This window comes from Pseudomonas marincola, from assembly GCF_900682675.2.
Lineage (GTDB): Bacteria > Pseudomonadota > Gammaproteobacteria > Pseudomonadales > Pseudomonadaceae > Aquipseudomonas > Aquipseudomonas marincola.
Genome location: NZ_LR215729.2, coordinates 2,621,561 through 2,639,698, shown reverse-complemented (window position 1 = coordinate 2,639,698; position 18,138 = coordinate 2,621,561). Strand labels below are relative to the sequence as shown.

General features: G+C 59.1%; 14 protein-coding genes and 1 pseudogene. 7 read left to right on the top strand and 8 right to left on the bottom strand.

The genetic code is table 11. The features are described from left to right. The first annotated feature begins 4 nt into the window (after positions 1-4). The gene (locus PMYSY11_RS12210) at positions 5-1,534 is read left to right on the top strand and encodes a DHA2 family efflux MFS transporter permease subunit (protein WP_069900153.1); all 1,530 of its coding nucleotides are present in this window, start codon (positions 5-7) and stop codon (positions 1,532-1,534) included. A 77-nt stretch (positions 1,535-1,611) separates the two neighbouring features. Here the strand turns inward: PMYSY11_RS12210 and lpxH are convergent, their stop codons facing one another. Both lpxH and PMYSY11_RS12200 read right to left on the bottom strand, forming a co-directional pair. Then, positions 1,612-2,337: a UDP-2,3-diacylglucosamine diphosphatase gene (gene lpxH / locus PMYSY11_RS12205; protein WP_150549338.1), complete on the bottom strand. Its 726-nt coding sequence runs from the start codon at positions 2,335-2,337 to the stop codon at positions 1,612-1,614. Next, on the bottom strand, positions 2,334-2,828 hold the full coding sequence (locus PMYSY11_RS12200) for a peptidylprolyl isomerase (RefSeq protein ID WP_069900155.1): 495 nt from the start codon (positions 2,826-2,828) through the stop codon (positions 2,334-2,336). The genes lpxH and PMYSY11_RS12200 overlap by 4 nt, the downstream gene beginning before the upstream one ends. Positions 2,829-3,225: 397 nt before the next feature. Between PMYSY11_RS12200 and PMYSY11_RS12195 the strand changes: the two genes are divergently transcribed. Further along, entirely contained in the window at positions 3,226-4,890 is a 1,665-nt protein-coding gene (locus tag PMYSY11_RS12195) for a glutamine--tRNA ligase/YqeY domain fusion protein (RefSeq protein WP_150549337.1), read from the top strand. 101 nt (positions 4,891-4,991) lie between these two features. After that, positions 4,992-6,374, top strand: a complete 1,383-nt coding sequence (cysS, locus tag PMYSY11_RS12190; protein WP_172970689.1) for a cysteine--tRNA ligase — start codon at positions 4,992-4,994, stop codon at positions 6,372-6,374. A 219-nt stretch (positions 6,375-6,593) separates the two neighbouring features. On the opposite strand, the gene PMYSY11_RS12185 is transcribed toward cysS, so the two are convergent. From PMYSY11_RS12185 to acnA, 3 genes and pseudogenes are all read right to left on the bottom strand, one after another. Continuing rightward, a complete protein-coding gene (locus PMYSY11_RS12185) occupies positions 6,594-7,667 on the bottom strand; it encodes a methyl-accepting chemotaxis protein (RefSeq protein ID WP_476705415.1) in 1,074 nt (357 codons plus the stop codon). Between the two features lie 210 nt (positions 7,668-7,877). Then, a pseudogene (locus tag PMYSY11_RS22185) lies at positions 7,878-8,159 on the bottom strand (PAS domain-containing protein); the annotation flags it as partial. 148 nt (positions 8,160-8,307) lie between these two features. After that, positions 8,308-11,052 carry an aconitate hydratase AcnA gene (gene acnA / locus PMYSY11_RS12180; protein WP_150549335.1) on the bottom strand — a complete coding sequence of 915 codons (2,745 nt, stop codon included), beginning with the start codon at positions 11,050-11,052 and terminating at the stop codon, positions 8,308-8,310. A 219-nt stretch (positions 11,053-11,271) separates the two neighbouring features. On the opposite strand from acnA, the gene rlmM reads away from it, so the two are divergent. Further along, the gene (rlmM, locus tag PMYSY11_RS12175; RefSeq protein WP_150549334.1) at positions 11,272-12,345 is read left to right on the top strand and encodes a 23S rRNA (cytidine(2498)-2'-O)-methyltransferase RlmM; all 1,074 of its coding nucleotides are present in this window, start codon (positions 11,272-11,274) and stop codon (positions 12,343-12,345) included. 129 nt (positions 12,346-12,474) lie between these two features. Next, on the top strand, positions 12,475-12,726 hold the full coding sequence (tusA, locus tag PMYSY11_RS12170) for a sulfurtransferase TusA (RefSeq protein ID WP_069900159.1): 252 nt from the start codon (positions 12,475-12,477) through the stop codon (positions 12,724-12,726). A 9-nt stretch (positions 12,727-12,735) separates the two neighbouring features. Here the strand turns inward: tusA and PMYSY11_RS12165 are convergent, their stop codons facing one another. Further along, a complete protein-coding gene (locus PMYSY11_RS12165; protein WP_239655479.1) occupies positions 12,736-13,803 on the bottom strand; it encodes a DUF3080 family protein in 1,068 nt (355 codons plus the stop codon). Then, positions 13,800-15,194, bottom strand: a complete 1,395-nt coding sequence (locus PMYSY11_RS12160) for an MATE family efflux transporter (protein ID WP_090512195.1) — start codon at positions 15,192-15,194, stop codon at positions 13,800-13,802. Before PMYSY11_RS12160 ends, PMYSY11_RS12165 begins: the two co-directional genes overlap by 4 nt. 176 nt (positions 15,195-15,370) lie before the next feature. Between PMYSY11_RS12160 and pdxB the strand changes: the two genes are divergently transcribed. Further along, the gene (gene pdxB, locus PMYSY11_RS12155) at positions 15,371-16,513 is read left to right on the top strand and encodes a 4-phosphoerythronate dehydrogenase PdxB (protein ID WP_150549333.1); all 1,143 of its coding nucleotides are present in this window, start codon (positions 15,371-15,373) and stop codon (positions 16,511-16,513) included. A 99-nt stretch (positions 16,514-16,612) separates the two neighbouring features. Here the strand turns inward: pdxB and PMYSY11_RS12150 are convergent, their stop codons facing one another. Further along, positions 16,613-16,789, bottom strand: coding sequence for a PA1571 family protein (locus PMYSY11_RS12150; protein WP_170827750.1), 177 nt, complete (start codon positions 16,787-16,789; stop codon positions 16,613-16,615). Positions 16,790-16,914: 125 nt separating this feature from the next. Here PMYSY11_RS12150 and PMYSY11_RS12145 point away from each other — a divergent pair, with 125 nt between their 5' ends. Continuing rightward, positions 16,915-18,045 carry an ATP-NAD kinase family protein gene (locus PMYSY11_RS12145; protein WP_150549332.1) on the top strand — a complete coding sequence of 377 codons (1,131 nt, stop codon included), beginning with the start codon at positions 16,915-16,917 and terminating at the stop codon, positions 18,043-18,045. Positions 18,046-18,138: the final 93 nt, after the last annotated feature.

Here is an 18,138-nt window from a genome sequence, read left to right as displayed (position 1 = left end):
TGTAATGAGCTCACAAGCATCATTCAGCCCGCCGAGCTTGTTGCTGTGCACCATCGGTCTGTCTCTCGCGACCTTTATGCAGGTGCTCGACACCACGATCGCCAACGTTGCCTTGCCGACCATTGCCGGTAATCTCGGCGTAAGCTTCGAGCAGGGCACCTGGGTTATTACCTCGTTCGCGGTGAGTAACGCCATCGCCTTGCCGCTCACCGGCTGGTTGAGCCGGCGGTTTGGCGAAGTGAAACTGTTTCTCTGGGCCACCATGCTCTTTGTGCTGGCCTCTTTTCTTTGCGGCATTGCCCAGTCAATGCCTGAATTGGTCGGCTTTCGGGTGATTCAGGGGCTGGTTGCCGGCCCGCTTTACCCGATGACGCAGACGCTGTTGATCGCGGTTTATCCTCCGGCAAAAAGGGGCATGGCCCTGGCACTGCTGGCGATGGTGACCGTTGTGGCGCCCATTGCCGGGCCCATTCTGGGCGGCTGGATTACCGACAGTTACAGCTGGCCGTGGATCTTCTTCATCAATGTGCCCATCGGGATTTTCGCAACCCTGGTGGTGCGCCAGCAATTGCGCCATCGCCCGGTCGAAACCAGCCGCCAGCCTATCGACTACATTGGCCTGCTGACCCTGATAATCGGGGTGGGTGCGCTGCAGGTGGTGCTCGATAAAGGCAATGATCTCGACTGGTTCGAGTCCAACTTCGTGATCATCGGTACGCTTATTTCAGTTATTGCGCTGAGCATCTTCGTGATCTGGGAAATGACCGATAAGCATCCGATCGTCAACTTGCGGCTGTTCTCTCACCGCAACTTTCGCATCGGCACCATTGTGCTGGTGCTGGGCTATTCGGGCTTCTTCGGCATCAATCTGATCCTGCCGCAATGGCTGCAAACCCAGATGGGCTACACGGCCACATGGGCCGGTTTAGCGGTGGCGCCGATTGGTCTGTTGCCGGTGCTGATGTCGCCCTTTGTCGGGCGTTATGCGCACAATTTCGACTTGCGCTTGCTGGCCGGGTTGGCGTTTCTGGCGATTGGCCTGAGCTGCTTCATGCGCGCCGGCTTCACCAATCAGGTGGACTTCCAGCATGTGGCGCTGGTGCAGTTGTTCATGGGCATCGGCGTTGCGCTGTTCTTCATGCCGACACTGAGCATTTTGCTGTCGGATCTGCCGCCCCACGAAATCGCCGATGGTTCAGGGCTGGCGACATTCCTCAGGACCTTGGGCGGTAGCTTCGCGGCCTCCCTGACCACGTGGATCTGGATTCGTCGCGCTGATCAGCATCATGCGTACATGAGCGAAAGTTTCAGTACCTACGAGCCGGCCACGCGTGAGGCGTTGAATCAACTCGGCGGGCCGGGGCCGCAGTCCTATGCGCAGCTTGAGCAGATACTCAACAGCCAGGCCTACATGATGTCCACCGTCGACTACTTCACCTTGCTCGGCTGGATGTTTTTCGGGCTGGTCTTGCTGGTGTGGCTGGCCAAGCCGCCGTTCACGGCCAAAGCCGGGCCAGAAGCGGCAGGGCACTGATTCGCGGGCAAACTGGCCGCACATGAAAAAGCCTGCTGGGTTAACCGCACAGCAGGCTTTTCAATCGCTGAAGTTTTTTAGTCGCTCAGGCTGAATGCACTCTGGCGCATGCCCTGATCATCGATTTGCAGCGCCCAGCCTTGCCTGTCCCAGTCGCCCAGAACAATGCGCGTAGCGGTCTGCCCATCGATTTCGAGCTTGTGCGTAGCGGGGCGGTGGGTGTGACCGTGAATCAGCGTGCGCACGCCATGCTGGCGCATGGTGCTGACGACTTCATCCGGCGTCACATCGACAATATCGGCGGCCTTCATGCGCGTCTGGCTGCGGCTTTCATTGCGCAGCTTACGCGCCAGCTTGTGGCGGGTGCTCAGCGGCAAATGGCGCAATACCCACAAGGTCAGCGGGTTGCGCAGGATGCGGCGCATGCGCATATAGGCTTCGTCGCGCGTGCACAGGCTGTCGCCGTGCATTAGCAGAACGGGGCCGCTAGGCAGTTCGAGCAGGGTTGGATCGTTGAGCAGGCTACAGCCGGCTTCACGGCAAAAGGCTTTGCCGATAAGGAAGTCGCGGTTGCCATGCATCAGGAAAATTTGCGTGCCAGTTTCACTCAGCTCGCGCAGGGCGGTGCTGATGGTGCGTTGAAAAGGGCTGATGGCATCATCGCCAATCCAGACTTCAAAGAAGTCCCCGAGGATATACAACGCCTCGGCATGAACGGCGCGGGTTTGCAGGAAATGCAGGAACGCCCGGGTTATGTCCGGGCGCTCCTGTTCAAGGTGCAGATCGGAGATCAGTAAGATCACTCAACGATCTCAGCACGCTCGATGACCACCTCATCAACCGGAACGTCCTGATGGCCGCTCTTGGTGGTGGTGGCAACGCCTTTGATCTTCTCAACAACGTCCATGCCTTCAGTCACTTCGCCGAATACCGCATAGCCCCAGCCCTGAACGGTCGGTGCAGTGTGGTTGAGGAAGGTGTTGTCGGCGACGTTGATGAAGAACTGCGCAGAAGCCGAATGTGGCTCCATGGTGCGGGCCATGGCAACGGTACCAATCTTGTTGGAAACGCCGTTGTTGGCTTCGTTCTTGATGGTGGCGCGGGTCGACTTCTGCTTCATGCTGGTGTCGAAGCCGCCGCCCTGAATCATGAAGTTGCTGATTACGCGGTGGAAAATGGTGCCGTCGTAGTGGCCGCTTTTCACGTATTCCTTGAAGTTAGCCACGGTTTCCGGGGCTTTGTCTTCGAACAGGTTCAGGGTGATAACGCCGTAGTTGGTGTGCAACTTGATCATTGATTTAATCGCTCTGTCATTGAAACCGCAGGCCTTGGCTGCATCTGTATCGCTACAGGTACAGAGCTTGTTGGCCGAGGCTTTACAGTTTACGGGGTGTCAGGCCGCTTGCCGAGTGCATTTTCCAACGCACATTTCCGGTTGCGATCTAGCGCTTGGGTCTGTCAGGGGGTTGACAGCTTCGGCTATGATAGGCGCTTTGGATTCGCTAAAAAACTATTGCGCCTGCCCCTGTGGCTGAAAATCTTGGTGTTTATGGCTGATTTGGCCTGACACTAACCCCTCTGTTGCGGGGTTCAACGCATTTTCAGTAATGGGTCCGGGCGCTCTCAAGTTGATGCGTCTCCCTGTTTTAGTCGGCCGCGCATGCCGCGCACCTGCACCTTCAAAGGATCCCATGAGCAAGCCAGAGACTCCTGTCGCCACTAACTTCCTTCGTCCTATCGTCCAGGCAGATCTGGAATCAGGCAAACATGCGAAGGTGATCACGCGTTTCCCGCCGGAGCCGAACGGCTACCTGCATATCGGTCACGCCAAGTCGATTTGCCTGAACTTTGGCCTGGCCAAAGAGTTTGGCGGTGATTGTCATCTGCGTTTCGATGACACCAACCCGGCCAAGGAAGATCAGGAATACATCGACTCGATCAAGCAGGACGTGCAGTGGTTGGGCTTCGACTGGGCGGGTGATATTCGTTTCGCCTCCAACTATTTCGACCAGCTCTACGCATGGGCCGTCGAGCTGATCAAGGCAGGCAAGGCGTTCGTTTGCGACTTGTCGCCGGAAGAGTCGCGCGCCTACCGTGGCAGCCTCACCGAGCCGGGCAAGAACAGCCCGTTCCGTGACCGTTCGGTTGAAGAGAACCTCGACTTGTTCGCCCGCATGAAAGCCGGCGAGTTTGCTGATGGCGCGCGTTCGCTTCGGGCAAAAATCGACATGAGCGCGCCGAACATCAACCTGCGCGACCCGATTCTGTACCGTATTCGTCATGCCCATCACCACCAGACCGGTGACAAGTGGTGCATCTACCCGAGCTATGACTTCACCCACGGCCAGTCCGATGCCATCGAAGGGATTACCCACTCGATCTGCACGCTGGAGTTTGAAGATCACCGCCCGCTGTACGAGTGGTTCCTTGAGCAATTGCCGGTTCCGGCGCAGCCGCGTCAGTACGAATTCGCGCGCCTGAACCTCAACTACACCATCACCAGCAAGCGCAAGCTCAAGCAATTGGTCGACGAAGGTCACGTAAGTGGTTGGGATGATCCGCGCATGTCGACACTGGTTGGCTTCCGCCGCCGCGGTTACACGCCAGGGTCGATCCGTCACTTCTGCGACCTGATCGGCGTCAACCGCGCCGGTGGCGTCGTGGATATCGGCATGCTTGAGTTCGCCATCCGTGACGACCTCGATGCCAACGCTTCGCGCGCCATGTGCGTGCTCAAGCCGCTGAAAGTTGTCATCACCAACTACCCGCAAGATCAGGTCGAAACGCTGAGCCTGCCGCGTCATCCCAAGCAGGATATGGGCGTGCGTGAGCTGCCGTTCGCTCGCGAGATCTACATCGACGCCGGTGATTACGAAGAGAACCCGCCAAAGGGCTACAAACGTCTTGAGCCGGGCGGTGAAGTCCGTCTGCGTGGCAGCTACGTGATCCGGGCCGATGAGGCGATCAAAGATGCCGACGGCAATGTGATCGAGCTGCGTTGCTCGTACGACCCCGAAACGCTTGGCAAGAACCCCGAAGGGCGCAAGGTCAAGGGCGTTGTGCATTGGGTTCCGGCAGACGCCAGCGTCGAATGCGAAGTGCGCCTGTACGACCGCCTGTTCCGTTCGGCCAATCCGGAAAAGGCCGAGGAGGGCGCAAGCTTCCTCGACAACATCAACCCCGATTCGCTGGTTGTGCTCAAGGGCTGCCGCGCTGAGCCGTCACTGGCCAACGCCAGCATTGAGGACCGCTTCCAGTTCGAGCGCGAAGGCTACTTCTGCCTCGACTCGAAAGACTCGAAGCCAGACGCACTGGTGTTCAACCGCACGGTAACGCTGCGCGATTCCTGGGCCTGAGCCCGTTGCAGCGCTGAGTCAGCTGAGCCCGCCCATTGTGTTGGCGGGCGCAGCCACTCGAAGATTAAGTGGCCTGTGAGGGCCGCGTTTAAGGATTGATTATGCTGACCATCTACAACACGCTGAGCAAAACCAAGCAGGAACTTAAACCCCTCGAAGGCAACCATGTGCGCATGTATGTCTGCGGCATGACGGTTTATGACTTCTGCCACATTGGTCACGCCCGGGTGATGGTCGCGTTTGACGTGATCGCACGCTGGTTGCGGCATCGCGGCTATGAACTGACCTACGTGCGCAACATCACCGATATCGACGACAAGATCATTCGTCGCGCACAGGAAAACGGTGAAGGTTTTGAGGTGCTGGTTGATCGCATGATCGCCGCCATGCACGAAGACGAAGCGCGCCTGAATGTGCTGCGTCCGGACATCGAGCCGCGTGCGACCAGCCATATCGCCGGCATGCACCAGATGATCCAGACACTGATCGACAAAGGCTTCGCCTACGCGCCAGGCAACGGTGACGTTTACTACCGTGTCGGCAAGTTCGTCGGTTACGGCAAGCTGTCGCGCAAGAAAATCGAAGACCTGCGCATCGGCGCGCGTATCGAAGTGGATGAGTCGAAACAAGACCCGCTCGACTTCGTACTCTGGAAAGGCGCCAAGCCGGGCGAGCCAAGCTGGCAGTCGCCGTGGGGCGAAGGCCGTCCGGGCTGGCATATCGAGTGCTCGGTGATGTCGACCTGCTGCCTTGGCGAAACCTTCGACATTCACGGCGGCGGTCCGGATCTGGTGTTCCCGCACCACGAAAACGAAATCGCCCAGAGCGAAGCCGCTACCGGCAAGCTATACGCCAACGCCTGGATGCATGCGGGGGCGGTGCGCGTCGATGGCGAGAAAATGTCCAAGTCATTGGGCAACTTCTTCACCATTCGCGAAGTGCTGCAAAAGTATCACCCCGAAGTGGTGCGTTACTTCCTTGTGTCGAGCCAGTACCGCAGCCCGATCAACTATTCGGAAGACAGTCTCAAGGAAGCCAAAGGCGCGCTGGAGCGTTTCTACCACGCGCTCAAGGGTCTGCCAGAAGCGCCAGCGGCTGGCGGTGATGCATTCGTAGCGCGCTTCTCTGAAGCAATGGATGATGACTTCAATTCGCCGGAAGCTTGCGCTGTGCTGTTTGAAATGGTCCGTGAGGTCAACCGCCTGCGCGACAGCGACATCCAGGCTGCTGCGGGTTTGGCTGCGCGCTTGAAAGAGCTGGCGGGCGTGCTCGGTGTGCTGCAACTGGAGCCTGAAGCGTTCCTGCAGGCCGGTGCCGAAGGCAAAGTCGATGCAGCCGAGGTCGAAGCACTGATTGCCGCGCGCCTGCAGGCACGCAGTGACAAGAACTGGGCCGAGTCCGACCGCATCCGCGATCAACTGACGGCAATGGGTGTGGTTCTGGAAGACGGCAAAGGCGGCACGACCTGGCGTTTGGCTGAGTAATCTGGCAGCGCCGCTCAACGCTTCTGTGCTGAAATTGCTGGCTACAACAGGATAGAGTTTTCGCACCTGTAGTCAGCAAAGCCGGGGCGCCCCGGCTGTTCCATGCCCTGCATTTACAGCGTTTTCCGAGGCCACAAAAAAAGCCGTTATCAGGTAACTGATAACGGCTTTTTTATTCAGCGCGGGCTGTTTGCTCAGCCGCCGCTATTGCACACGTTCTTAGCGATTGAAGCGCTCCACCAGCGACTGCTGGCCTTTGGCGTTGCCGGTGAGGGCTTGGCTCAGGCGAGCGGTTTGTTGTGCGTCTTCTGCGGTCTGGTCCGACAATTGGGCGATGTTGGTGATGTTACGGTTGATCTCGTCGGCGACCGCACTCTGCTCTTCAGCGGCGGCGGCGATCTGGTCGGCCATGCCGGCGATATTTTCCACCGAGTCACTGATCCCCATCAACGCCTGATCCGCCAGCAGAACCTGCTTGACGCCTTCATCGGCCTGCGAACGACCGATTTGCATGGCGACCACGGCCTCTTCTGCGGTGCGCTGCAGTTTGGCGATCAGTTGGTGGATCTGTCCGGTTGACTCACCGGTGCGCTGTGCCAGCGAACGTACCTCGTCGGCGACCACGGCAAAGCCACGGCCCATCTCGCCCGCACGCGCGGCTTCGATCGCGGCATTGAGGGCCAGCAGGTTGGTCTGGTCGGCAATCCCTTTGATCACATCGACCACGCTGCCAATCTCGTTGCTGTCCTGCGCCAGTCGAGTCACGGTCTCGCCGGTTTCACCCACGGACACCGACAAACGCTCGATGGCTTCGCGGGTTTGCGCAGTGATCGTGCGACCTTCGCGGGTGAGGCGGTTGGCTTCCTGAGTCGCAATCGCCGTGCGCGCGACGTTGCTGGCGACTTCCAGCGTGGTCGCGGCCATCTCGTTGACGGCCGTGGCCACCTGTTCGGTTTCCTGACGTTGGCGCTCAAGACCGGGAGAGCTGTTAATCGCCAGCGTATCGGCCTGGCTGGCTTGTTCAGCGAGATTCTCGGCGCTGTCGAGCAAGCGGGTCAGGCAAGTTTTAAGGCGCGCTTCCTGGCTCAGTGCGCTCATTTCCAGGCGCGCTACATCGCCTTTGCTGCTGGTGTACATCTGCGCAATCATCGGGTCGCTGATGGTTTCTTCCGACAGTTTGAGCAGGCGCTGGAGACCGCGTTGCTGCCAGCTGAGAGCCATCAAACCCAGCGGAATCGAGGCCGCAACGGTGGCCAGCAAGGCCCAGTTGCTTTCAATCAGCTGTGCAGCCACGCAGCCGAACAAGCCGATGCCGATGTAAGGAAGCAGGTCGAGTGCACGCGGCAACCAGCTGTCACTGCTGGCCACCGCCGGCTTGCCTGAGTTCACGCGCGCGTACAGCTGCTCGGCACGGCTGATTTGCTCGGCAGTCGGCTTAACCCGAACCGACTCGAAACCGATAACTTGCGAGTTGCTGAGGATCGGCGTGACGTAAGCGTTGACCCAGTAATGATCGCCATTCTTGCAACGGTTCTTGACGATGCCCATCCACGGGCGACCTTGCTGCAAGGTGCTCCACATGTGCTGGAACACCGCAGGTGGTACATCCGGGTGGCGCACAAGGTTGTGCGGAGCGCGTATCAGCTCATCCATCGAGAAGCCGCTGATTTTGACAAACTCATCGTTGCAGTAAGTGATCTGGCCCTTGGTATCGGTGGTCGATATCAGGCGCTGGTCTGCTGAGAAGGTACGTTCACGCTGGGTAACAGGCTGATTATTGCGCATGGTGATGGTCCCGGTGGTAATGCTTATGCATCGGCCCAGGCGCAGTAAAGTTGAGAAGGGATTGGCAAAAAACCAGGGTTTATTGATCTGGATCAATAAATACCAGAGAAAGTGGGTACTTGAACGCCTCAAGTACCCACGCAGACCTCTATTTAGCGGCTATCAGCTCACGCAGAACGTAGTGCAGAATCCCGCCAGCCTTGAAGTATTCAACCTCGTTTACCGTGTCGATCCGGCACAGTACTTCAATCCGTTCGGTGCTGCCGTCGGTATGGGTGATGTTGACGATCAGGTTCATCATCGGCTCTAGTTCTGTGCCTTCAAGGCCGCTGATGGTGAGGGTTTCCTCGCCCGTCAGGTTCAGGCTCTTGCGGGTATTGGGGGCTTTGAACTGTAACGGCAGAACACCCATGCCCACCAGATTCGAGCGGTGGATGCGCTCGAAGCTTTCAGCAATGACCGCTTTGACTCCAAGCAAGTTAGTGCCTTTTGCCGCCCAGTCGCGGGAGGAACCGGTGCCGTATTCCTTGCCGGCAACGATAACCAGTGGCGTGTTTTGCGCTTGGTAACGCATGGCCGCGTCATAGATCGAGAGCTTTTCGCCGGTCGGATAGTGCAGGGTGTTGCCGCCTTCCTCGCCGTCGAACATTTCGTTGCGGATACGGATATTGGCGAAGGTGCCGCGCATCATCACCTGATGGTTGCCGCGACGTGAGCCGTAGGAGTTGAAGTCCACGGGCTCCACGCCTTGTTCACGCAGGTAACGTCCGGCGGGGCTGTCGGTCTTGATGTTACCGGCCGGCGAGATGTGGTCGGTAGTAACCGAGTCACCCAGCAGGGCGAGGATGCGCGCCTCTTTGATGTCACCCACCGGCGGTGCGGGCTCATTGATGTGCTCGAAGAACGGCGGGTGCTGAATGTAGGTGGAGTCATCGCGCCACACATAGGTGTCCGACTCTGTAACCCTGATCGCTTGCCATTGCTCGTCGCCGGCAAACACTTCGCCGTATTCCTTGTGGAACATCGCCGTGTCGACTTTCAGTACGGCTTCGGCAATTTCTTTCTGGGTCGGCCAGATATCCTTGAGGTAGACCGGATTGCCGTCGCGGTCGTCGCCCAGCGATTCCTCGGCGATGTTGATGCGCACGTTACCAGCCAGCGCATAGGCGACAACCAGGGGCGGCGAGGCCAGCCAGTTGGTTTTCACCAGCGGATGCACGCGGCCTTCGAAGTTGCGGTTGCCGGACAGCACCGATGCAACCGTAAGGTCGGCTTTCTGCACGGCGGCCTCGATGGCTTCGGGCAAAGGCCCGGAGTTACCGATACAGGTTGTGCAGCCATAGCCGACCAGATCAAAGCCAAGTTGGTCGAGGTATTGGGTGAGGCCGGCAGCCTTGAAGTATTCGGTCACCACTTTCGAGCCGGGTGCCAGTGAACTCTTGACCCACGGCTTGCGCTTCAGGCCTTTCTCCACGGCTTTCTTGGCGACCAGACCTGCGGCCATCATCACGCTCGGGTTGGAGGTGTTGGTGCACGAGGTGATAGCGGCAATGACCACCGCACCATTTTTCAGGTGATGCGTGTGGCCATCGTGTTCGTAGTCGACTCCACCGTTCATGGTGTCACTGCCGACTGCCGCGCCGCCGCCTCCTTCACTGAGCATGCGGCCTTCTTCCTTGGCGGCAGGCTTGATTTGCAGGTCCATGAATTGATTGAACGCGCTGTGTACTTGCGACAGCGGGACACGGTCTTGCGGGCGTTTGGGGCCGGCAAGGCTGGATTCGACGGTGCTCATGTCGAGCGCCATGCTGTCGCTGAATGTCGGCTCCAGGCCTTTCTCGCGCCACAAGCCTTGCGCCTTGCAGTAGGCCTCGACCAGCGCCACGGTTTCGCTTGGGCGACCGGACAGGCGCAGGTATTCAAGGGTGACATCATCGACCGGGAAGAAGCCGCAAGTCGCACCGTACTCGGGCGCCATGTTGGCGATTGTGGCACGGTCCGCCAGCGGCAGTGATTCCAGTGCATCGCCGTAGAACTCGACGAACTTGCCAACCACACCCTTGCTGCGCAGCATTTCGGTGACCGTCAGCACCAGGTCGGTGGCGGTGATACCTTCATTGAGTTTGCCGGTGAGTTTGAAACCGACCACTTCTGGAATCAGCATCGACACCGGCTGCCCGAGCATGGCCGCTTCTGCCTCAATGCCGCCGACGCCCCAGCCCAGCACGCCGAGGCCATTGATCATGGTGGTGTGCGAATCGGTGCCGACCAGCGTGTCGGGGAAGGCGTAGGTTTCGCCGTCCTGTTCTTTGGTCCAGACCGTGCGGCCGAGGTATTCAAGGTTTACCTGATGGCAAATCCCCGTGCCCGGCGGCACTACGCTGAAATTGTCGAACGCATGCTGGCCCCAGCGCAGGAATTCGTAGCGCTCACCGTTGCGCTGCATCTCGATATCGACGTTTTGCTCGAAGGCCGAGCTGTTGGCGAATTTGTCGACCATGACCGAGTGATCAATGACCAGATCAACAGGTGATAGCGGGTTGATCTTCTGCGGGTCGCCGCCGGCCTTGCTCATGGCATCACGCATTGCAGCCAGATCGACCACGGCGGGAACGCCGGTGAAGTCCTGCATCAGGACGCGGGCGGGGCGGTATTGGATTTCACGGTTTGAGCTGCGCGATTCGAGCCAGCTGGCCATCGCCTGTAAATCGTCGCGGGTCACGGTCTTGCCGTCTTCCCAGCGCAACAGGTTCTCGAGCAGAACCTTGAGAGACATGGGCAACTTGTCGATATTGCCCAGTGTGTTTGCCGCATCGGGCAAACTGAAATACTGATATTTTTTGTCGCCGACGGTGAGTGTGCGGCGGCTTTTCAAACTGTCCACGGATTGCATGCATGACTCCTTGTGTGCCCAAACTTTTAAAATTGGGGGCATGGCAGCCATTCTGGGGGCCGCTCATCAGGCTGTTTGAAGTTGGGCGATGACTCCAATAAAACTTTAGGGTAGCTGGGTTAAAAGACAACCTACCATTCAGCTGACCGGCTTTAGGCCTCAGGGTTCCCGACACGGCGGTCGAGTTCCGCTATCATGCGCGCCTTGAGGAGAGTTTGAATGAATACGTTGTTAATGCACTGCCGCCCCGGTTTCGAGAATGAGGTCTGCGCCGAGATCGCCGATCACGCCGCCTTGTTGGAAGTTTCCGGCTACGCCAAAGCCAAACCGGGCACTGCTTGCGCCGAGTTCATCTGTACCGAAGAAGATGGTGCGCAGCGGTTGATGCAGGGTGTGCGCTTCAAGCAGCTGATATTTCCCCGCCAATGGGCGCGTGGCGTGTTCGTCGAGCTGCCCGAGACGGATCGCATCAGCGTGTTGCAAGCACATCTGGCCGACTTCCCGGTCTGCGGCAGCCTGTGGCTGGAAGTGCTGGATACCAATGACGGCAAAGAGCTTTCGAACTTCTGCAAAAAATTTGAAGCACCGCTGCGCAAAGCCCTGATTAAATCCGGACGCCTGGTTGATGATCCGAAAAAGCCGCGCCTGCTGCTGACCTTCAAGAGCGGTCGCGAAGTGTTTGCCGGGCTCGCCGAGGCGAATAACTCGGCGCTGTGGCCGATGGGCATTCCGCGCCTTAAATTTCCGCGTGAGGCCCCGAGCCGTTCCACTCTAAAACTGGAAGAGGCGTGGCACACCTTTATTCCACGTGAGCAGTGGGATGAGCGACTGTCTGATGAGATGACCGGCGTTGACCTCGGCGCAGCACCTGGCGGTTGGACCTATCAGCTGGTCAAGCGCGGCATGCTGGTCACCGCGATTGATAACGGCCCGATGGCAGAGAGCCTGATGGACACCGGTTTGGTTCAGCACTTGATGGTCGATGGTTTCACCTGGAAGCCCAAGCAGATGGTCGACTGGATGGTCTGCGACATCGTCGAAAAGCCGGCACGCAACGCCGCATTGCTGGAAACCTGGATCGGTGAAGGCCTGTGCCGCGAGGCGGTGGTTAACCTCAAGTTGCCGATGAAACAACGCTACATCGAAGTGAAACGGCTGCTTGAACGCATCGAAGAAGGGCTGGCGGCGCGTGGGGTTAAAGCCTCGATTGCTTGCAAACAGCTTTACCACGACCGCGAAGAAGTTACCTGTCACTTGCGCCGTCTGGGTACCGCTAAACCTAAAGTACAATGAGCCAAGCGTTGCGCGCCAATGCATTAACCGTGCAGCTTCAGCCTGCGGTTGAGCAGGCGCGCAGTGATCAATACCGCCTTACCCGACAGCGCGCGAATCTGCCGCGCGACCGATTGCCTGGAGTTGTTTATGCCTGACTTCCCTGACTCATCACTCGATGCCACGCTCGATGCCAGTGGCCTGAATTGCCCCGAGCCGGTGATGATGTTGCACAACAAGGTGCGTGATCTGCCGGCTGGCGGCCTGCTCAAGGTGATCGCCACTGATCCATCGACGCGTCGCGACATTCCCAAGTTTTGTAACTTCCTCGGGCATGAGCTGCTTGATCAGGCTGAAGAGGCGGGTTCTTACCTGTACTGGATTCGCAAAAAGGCTGACTGAAGCCAACGCTCAGGGCTGATCCGTCCAGCCGGATTGGCCGGGCGCCATTGCGCACGACTTCAACAGCGCCTGCCAAGCCTTCACATGGCGATTGTTGGCCGCCTGAAACCCCTGCCAAAGCGAATCCTCAGTTCCGGCCAGTTGTTGCAGGTAAGTGTCCAGCGCAGGCGGAATCTGCTCGACAGACGCCAGTTGCAGCAGCGTTTCACTCCATTGCGTGCCTTGCTGGCTAACCGTTGCGAGATACGGTTGCAGGCTGCCTGCGTAGTATTTAACGAAAATATTCTGCATCACCCGCGCACGCTGCGTTGGCTTGCCAATCGGGCACAGCGGCCGTTTGCGCAAGCGTTGCTCAAGCAGCGCGCTGGCCTGCTCAAGGGTGTCGGTCAGGCTGAGCAGGCTGGTGATCAATTGCGGCGCTTGCTGGTCGGCCTGCAAGGTGAAAAACAGCGGATCGAGCTGGGCCGTGGCCGGTGGCAGTTGCTGCGGTAACTGGCTGCCAACTTGAGCCAGTTGCGCCAATGCCTGCACCGCCGGATTCTCACGCGTGGCGCTTACCGGCAACGCCTGCTGACTAAAGCGCAGGCTGTGCTCGAACTCTGGGCTGGCATTGAGTGCATTCCAGTACACCTGCAACAGTTGATAGCGCTTTTGCGCTTGCAGGGTTGCCAGCGTCTGATTGAGTGACTGATCGGGTTGGGTCTGCAGGTACGCCCGGCACGCGTCTATCGCCCGCAGCAGATCGCCTTCATAACCGAGGCGGCTGCTGGGCTGCATCTGTTTACCGAGAATGCTGTTGCGTTCACTGATGAGCAGCTGCAAATCCGGGCAGCGGCGCACATCAATCAACAGGTCGAGCAGGCTGATGCGGATATCGCTGATTTCACTAACGCGCAGGCGTCTCGCAGGCAGGCGATATTGCGCCAATCGTTTGCTGTCGAACGGTTCGACTCCGGCACCGTCCAGCGCGCCATTCAGGCGCTTGAGGTAGTCGGCCTGCAATGCCAGGCCGTCATCACCCGGCTGGCAGGCGCTGAGGGTAAACAGCAGAAGAAGGACAAGGCTGCGGGCGATCATTCGCCAATAGTAGACGACTTGATTCGCTTGCGGGCGCTGGTCGAAACCCGATAGCCGAGCATGATCGCCGCGCAGGTAAGGCCCACTACAAGGCCTTGCCAGAGACCGCGTGGGCCGCTGGGCTCGCCCAGCCAGTCGGTCAGACCCAGCGCATAACCAATCGGCAGGCCGATGCCCCAGTAGGCGAACAATGTCAGCAGCATGGTCACTCGGGTGTCTTGATAGCCGCGTAGCGCGCCGGCCGCAGTGACCTGCACTGCGTCTGACAGTTGGAACAGTGCGGCGTAGACGATCAGCGACGCTGCCAAGGCAATAACCTCGGCGTTATCGGTGTAGATGCCGACGATAGGCTCACGAAACAGCAAAATCAGTGTGCATGAAAGGCACGCGTATGCCAGTGCAGTGGCCATGCTTACGCCTGCGGCAAAACGCGCATCGCGGGGATGACCGCGCCCCAGCGCCTGGCCGACACGAACGGTGGCAGCCATGCCGAGCGAATAGGGGATCATGAACACAATCGAGCTGAAGTTCAGGGCGATCTGGTGGCCGGCAACCACCTTGGAACCCAGCCCGCCGATCAGCAGGGCAATCACCGCGAAAATGCTCGACTCGGCGAATACTGCAATGCCGATTGGCAAGCCAATCGAAACCAGGCGTTTAATCACGGCCCATTGTGGCCAGTCGAATTGGCTGAATAACTGGCTGTCGCGATAAGCCTTGGCGATTTTTACCCACGTCAGCATGCCCAAAAGCATAAAGCCCATGACCAGGCCGGTTGCCCAGCCGCAACCAACGCCGCCCATCGCGGGAAGGCCGAACTTGCCGTAAATGAAGATGTAGTTGAGCGGGATATTCAACACCAAGCCGCACAGGCCAAGGATCATGCTCGGCCGGGTAAGCCCCAGGCCGTCACTGAAACAGCGCAGTACGTGGTACAAGGCAACGGCCGGGAAACCACAGGCGACAGCGCGCAAATAACCCATGGCCGGACCGATCAGATCGGGCTCGACATTCATCTTGTGCAGGATGATTTCGGCGTTCCACAGCAACATGGCGGCGCAACCGCCCACCACCAATGCCAGCCACAACGCCTGACGCACCAGCGCGCCAATGGAGGCGTGTTCGCCCGCGCCAAAACGCTGGGCGACCTTGGGCGTGGTGGCCAGCAGAATGCCGGTCATGAGCAAAAAAACCGGAATCCAGATCGAGTTGCCGAGCGCCACCGCTGCCAGATCACGCGGCCCAACGCGACCAGCCATGACCGTATCGACGAAGCCCATCGCGGTATTGGCAAGCTGCGCGATGATGATCGGCGTAGCAAGCACCATCAGTCCGCGCAGCTCGGTGCGAGCGCGCTGAAAACGTGATTGGCTGGCGGGTGTTGCGGACATGGCATTTGCTCTGGAAAAACCGCGAAGTATACGCTTTGACCGCATGGTCAGGAAGCGTGTGGAGCAGGCTTTTTAAAGGTGTTGGCGAAATAATCGCGCGGCTATTGGCAGCCCCGTGCGCTCGCAGCATTGGCTGCAACTGGTAAACTGCCGCTCTGCTTATCGGGAGTTGGATCATGCGTATTGTCGCAGACGAAAATATTCCACTGGTTGACGAGTTTTTTTCAGGCTTCGGCCAGATTACCCGGTTGCCGGGGCGCGGTATAAAACCCGCTGACGTGGCCGATGCCGATGTTTTGCTGGTGCGTTCAGTGACGCGCGTTGACAAGGCCTTGCTCGCGGGTAGCAAGGTCAGGTTTGTCGGCACTGCGACCATTGGCACCGATCACCTTGATCTCGACTATTTCGCCGAAGCTGGCATTGGCTGGTCCAGTGCGCCCGGCTGCAATGCCCGGGGCGTGGTCGATTATGTGCTGGGCAGTTTGCTGGTGCTGGCCGAGCAGCAGGGAGCCGACCTTGCGGGCAAAGTGTATGGCGTGGTCGGCGCTGGCCAGGTCGGCGGCCGTCTGGTTGAGGTGCTGCGCAATCTTGGCTGGCAGGTTCTCGTGTGTGACCCGCCGCGCGCCGCGGCAGAGGGCGGCCATTTTGTCAGCCTTGAGCAGATTCTTGCCGAGTGCGATGTGATCAGCCTGCACACGCCAATCACCACCGTCGGTGAACACCCGACTCAGCACTTGCTCGATGCAGCACGCTTGGCGCAATTGCAGCCGGGCTCTTGGTTGATCAACGCCAGTCGTGGCCCGGTTGTCGATAATCAGGCTCTACTTGCCGCTTTGCGCCAGCGCCCCGACTTGCAAGCAGTGCTGGACGTATGGGAAGGCGAGCCTCTGGCTGATCCAGCGCTGGTCGACTTGTGCCAGATCGCCACGCCGCACATTGCCGGCTACAGCCTGGATGGTAAATTGCGCGGCACGGCGCAAATCTATCAGGCGTTATGTGCGCATTTGGCAGTGGCCGAGACCGTGCAGCTGGATGAACTGATGCCGCCATCATGGTTGCCCGAACTGACCTTCAATGCCGAGGCGCAGTTGCCTTGGGCGTTGGCAACTATTTGCCGGGCAGTGTATGACCCGCGCCGCGACGATGCCGATTTCCGGCGCTGTGTGCGCGGCGACGAAAGCCAGCGGCGGGCGGCGTTCGATGCGCTGCGCAAGCACTATCCGGTGCGCCGTGAAATAGACGGTTTAAGCGTTCGCGTGCAAGGCGAGGCGCCGGCACTGATCCGGCAAGTCCGCGCGCTGGGCGCGCAATTACGCTGATGCACCGTTACCAAATGTCGGCGCAGTATGGGCCTGACAGACTGCTGGTCGGGTTGCAGCATGCTAAGCAGGCTCACGCACAATGAACCTGCTTGTGTGTCAGTCGTGTTTTTCAGTGGCGCCGGTGCGGCTCACTTCGAGTTTTTCGCAGGCCTGTTGGATCATTTCTTCGGTGATCGGTACTTCGTGGCCTTCGTCATCGATTATCGCACCACCCACCGGCTGGTCAGCGCTGGCAGTGTCCGAAGATTGTGCGCCGTCTTTGCTGGTGTTCATCAGTTGTCTCCTGATTAGAGGGGGGTAGCTGGCAATAGTGCTGGTGCGCTATTGCGGTGTAGTTACTGTGCCAAAAAATTACCGGTTTTGAAAAGACCATTCAAGCGTAGCCAAACGAGGAATTTATGGCGGTATTTCACATTGGCTTGATTATCAATCCGTTGGCCGGGCTCGGCGGGCCTGCTGGTTTCAAGGGCAGTGATGGCATGGCCGACGAAGCGCTGGCGCTCGGTATTGAGCCCAAAGCGGCGCTGCGGACCCGTGTTGCACTGGAATGCTTGCTTGAGCTGCGCGACCGGCTGCAGTTTGTTACGTATCCGGGGGCGATGGGCGCTGACCTGCTCGCTGAGATGGGTTTTTCCTACCGCCTGCCCGCAGGGCTCGATGCTGACGCTGCGCACGCGCTGACAACCGCTGACGATACCCGCAAAGCCGTTGAGTTGCTGCAGGACGCCAACGTTGCGTTGATTCTGTTCGCCGGAGGCGATGGCACCGCCCGCGACGTATCTGCCGCTGCGCGTGAGGGCCAGCCGGTGCTGGGAATTCCGGCAGGGGTGAAGATTCAGTCCGGCGTGTATGCGATCAGCCCACGCGCCGCCGGCGAGCTGACCCGACGTTTGGTCGAGGGCGGCTTGGTGCGCCTGGCCAGAGGCGAGGTGCGCGATATCGACGAGGCTGCGTTGCGCGGCGGCAAAGTGGCTGCACGCTGGTATGGCGAGCTGACCGTGCCGGAAGAGGGCGGCTTTGTGCAGCAGGTCAAGCAGGGTGGCGTCGAGTCTGAAGAACTGGTGTTGAGTGATTTGGCTGCCTGGCTGGAAGATACCTGGGAGACGGATGTGCGTTATGTATTCGGCCCCGGCTCTACCTTGCACGGGCTGGCTGGCAATCTTGGCCTGAACACCACGCTGCTTGGCGTTGATGTTATCGAGAACGGCGCAGTGCTGGCGGCAGACGTGAACGAGATGCAGTTGTATGAGCTGATCGCGGAACATCCGGTGCGCTTGCTGGTGACCGCGATTGGCGGGCAGGGGCACATTCTCGGGCGCGGCAATCAGCAACTGAGCCCGCGAGTGGTACGTGCGATTGGCCTGGATAATCTGCGCGTGGTTGCCACCAAACGTAAGCTTGCGACGTTGCAGGGCCGTGCGTTGCTGGTCGATAGCGGCGACATTGCGCTGGATGAGGCATTCCCGGATGTGGTGAAAGTCTGGGCGGGCTATCGCGAAGAATTGCTCTATCCGGTCGAGCACGGCTGAATCGTTTCGCGCGATTAGTGTTGGGCAAAGGCGCGGCGCTTGATTGCAGCCGCGCCCAGACTATCGAGCGCGACAGGGTTGATTGAATAAGCG

Coding starts and splice junctions, on each gene's coding strand:
- tusA (WP_069900159.1), top strand. CDS start 12,475: ATGCCTGACTTCCCTGACTCATCACTCGATGCCACGCTCGATGCCAGT.
- rlmM (WP_150549334.1), top strand. CDS start 11,272: ATGAATACGTTGTTAATGCACTGCCGCCCCGGTTTCGAGAATGAGGTC.
- PMYSY11_RS12145 (WP_150549332.1), top strand. CDS start 16,915: ATGGCGGTATTTCACATTGGCTTGATTATCAATCCGTTGGCCGGGCTC.
- cysS (WP_172970689.1), top strand. CDS start 4,992: ATGCTGACCATCTACAACACGCTGAGCAAAACCAAGCAGGAACTTAAA.
- acnA (WP_150549335.1), bottom strand. CDS start 11,052: ATGCAATCCGTGGACAGTTTGAAAAGCCGCCGCACACTCACCGTCGGC.
- PMYSY11_RS12160 (WP_090512195.1), bottom strand. CDS start 15,194: ATGTCCGCAACACCCGCCAGCCAATCACGTTTTCAGCGCGCTCGCACC.
- PMYSY11_RS12150 (WP_170827750.1), bottom strand. CDS start 16,789: ATGAACACCAGCAAAGACGGCGCACAATCTTCGGACACTGCCAGCGCT.
- PMYSY11_RS12165 (WP_239655479.1), bottom strand. CDS start 13,803: ATGATCGCCCGCAGCCTTGTCCTTCTTCTGCTGTTTACCCTCAGCGCC.
- PMYSY11_RS12200 (WP_069900155.1), bottom strand. CDS start 2,828: ATGATCAAGTTGCACACCAACTACGGCGTTATCACCCTGAACCTGTTC.
- PMYSY11_RS12210 (WP_069900153.1), top strand. CDS start 5: ATGAGCTCACAAGCATCATTCAGCCCGCCGAGCTTGTTGCTGTGCACC.
- pdxB (WP_150549333.1), top strand. CDS start 15,371: ATGCGTATTGTCGCAGACGAAAATATTCCACTGGTTGACGAGTTTTTT.
- PMYSY11_RS12195 (WP_150549337.1), top strand. CDS start 3,226: ATGAGCAAGCCAGAGACTCCTGTCGCCACTAACTTCCTTCGTCCTATC.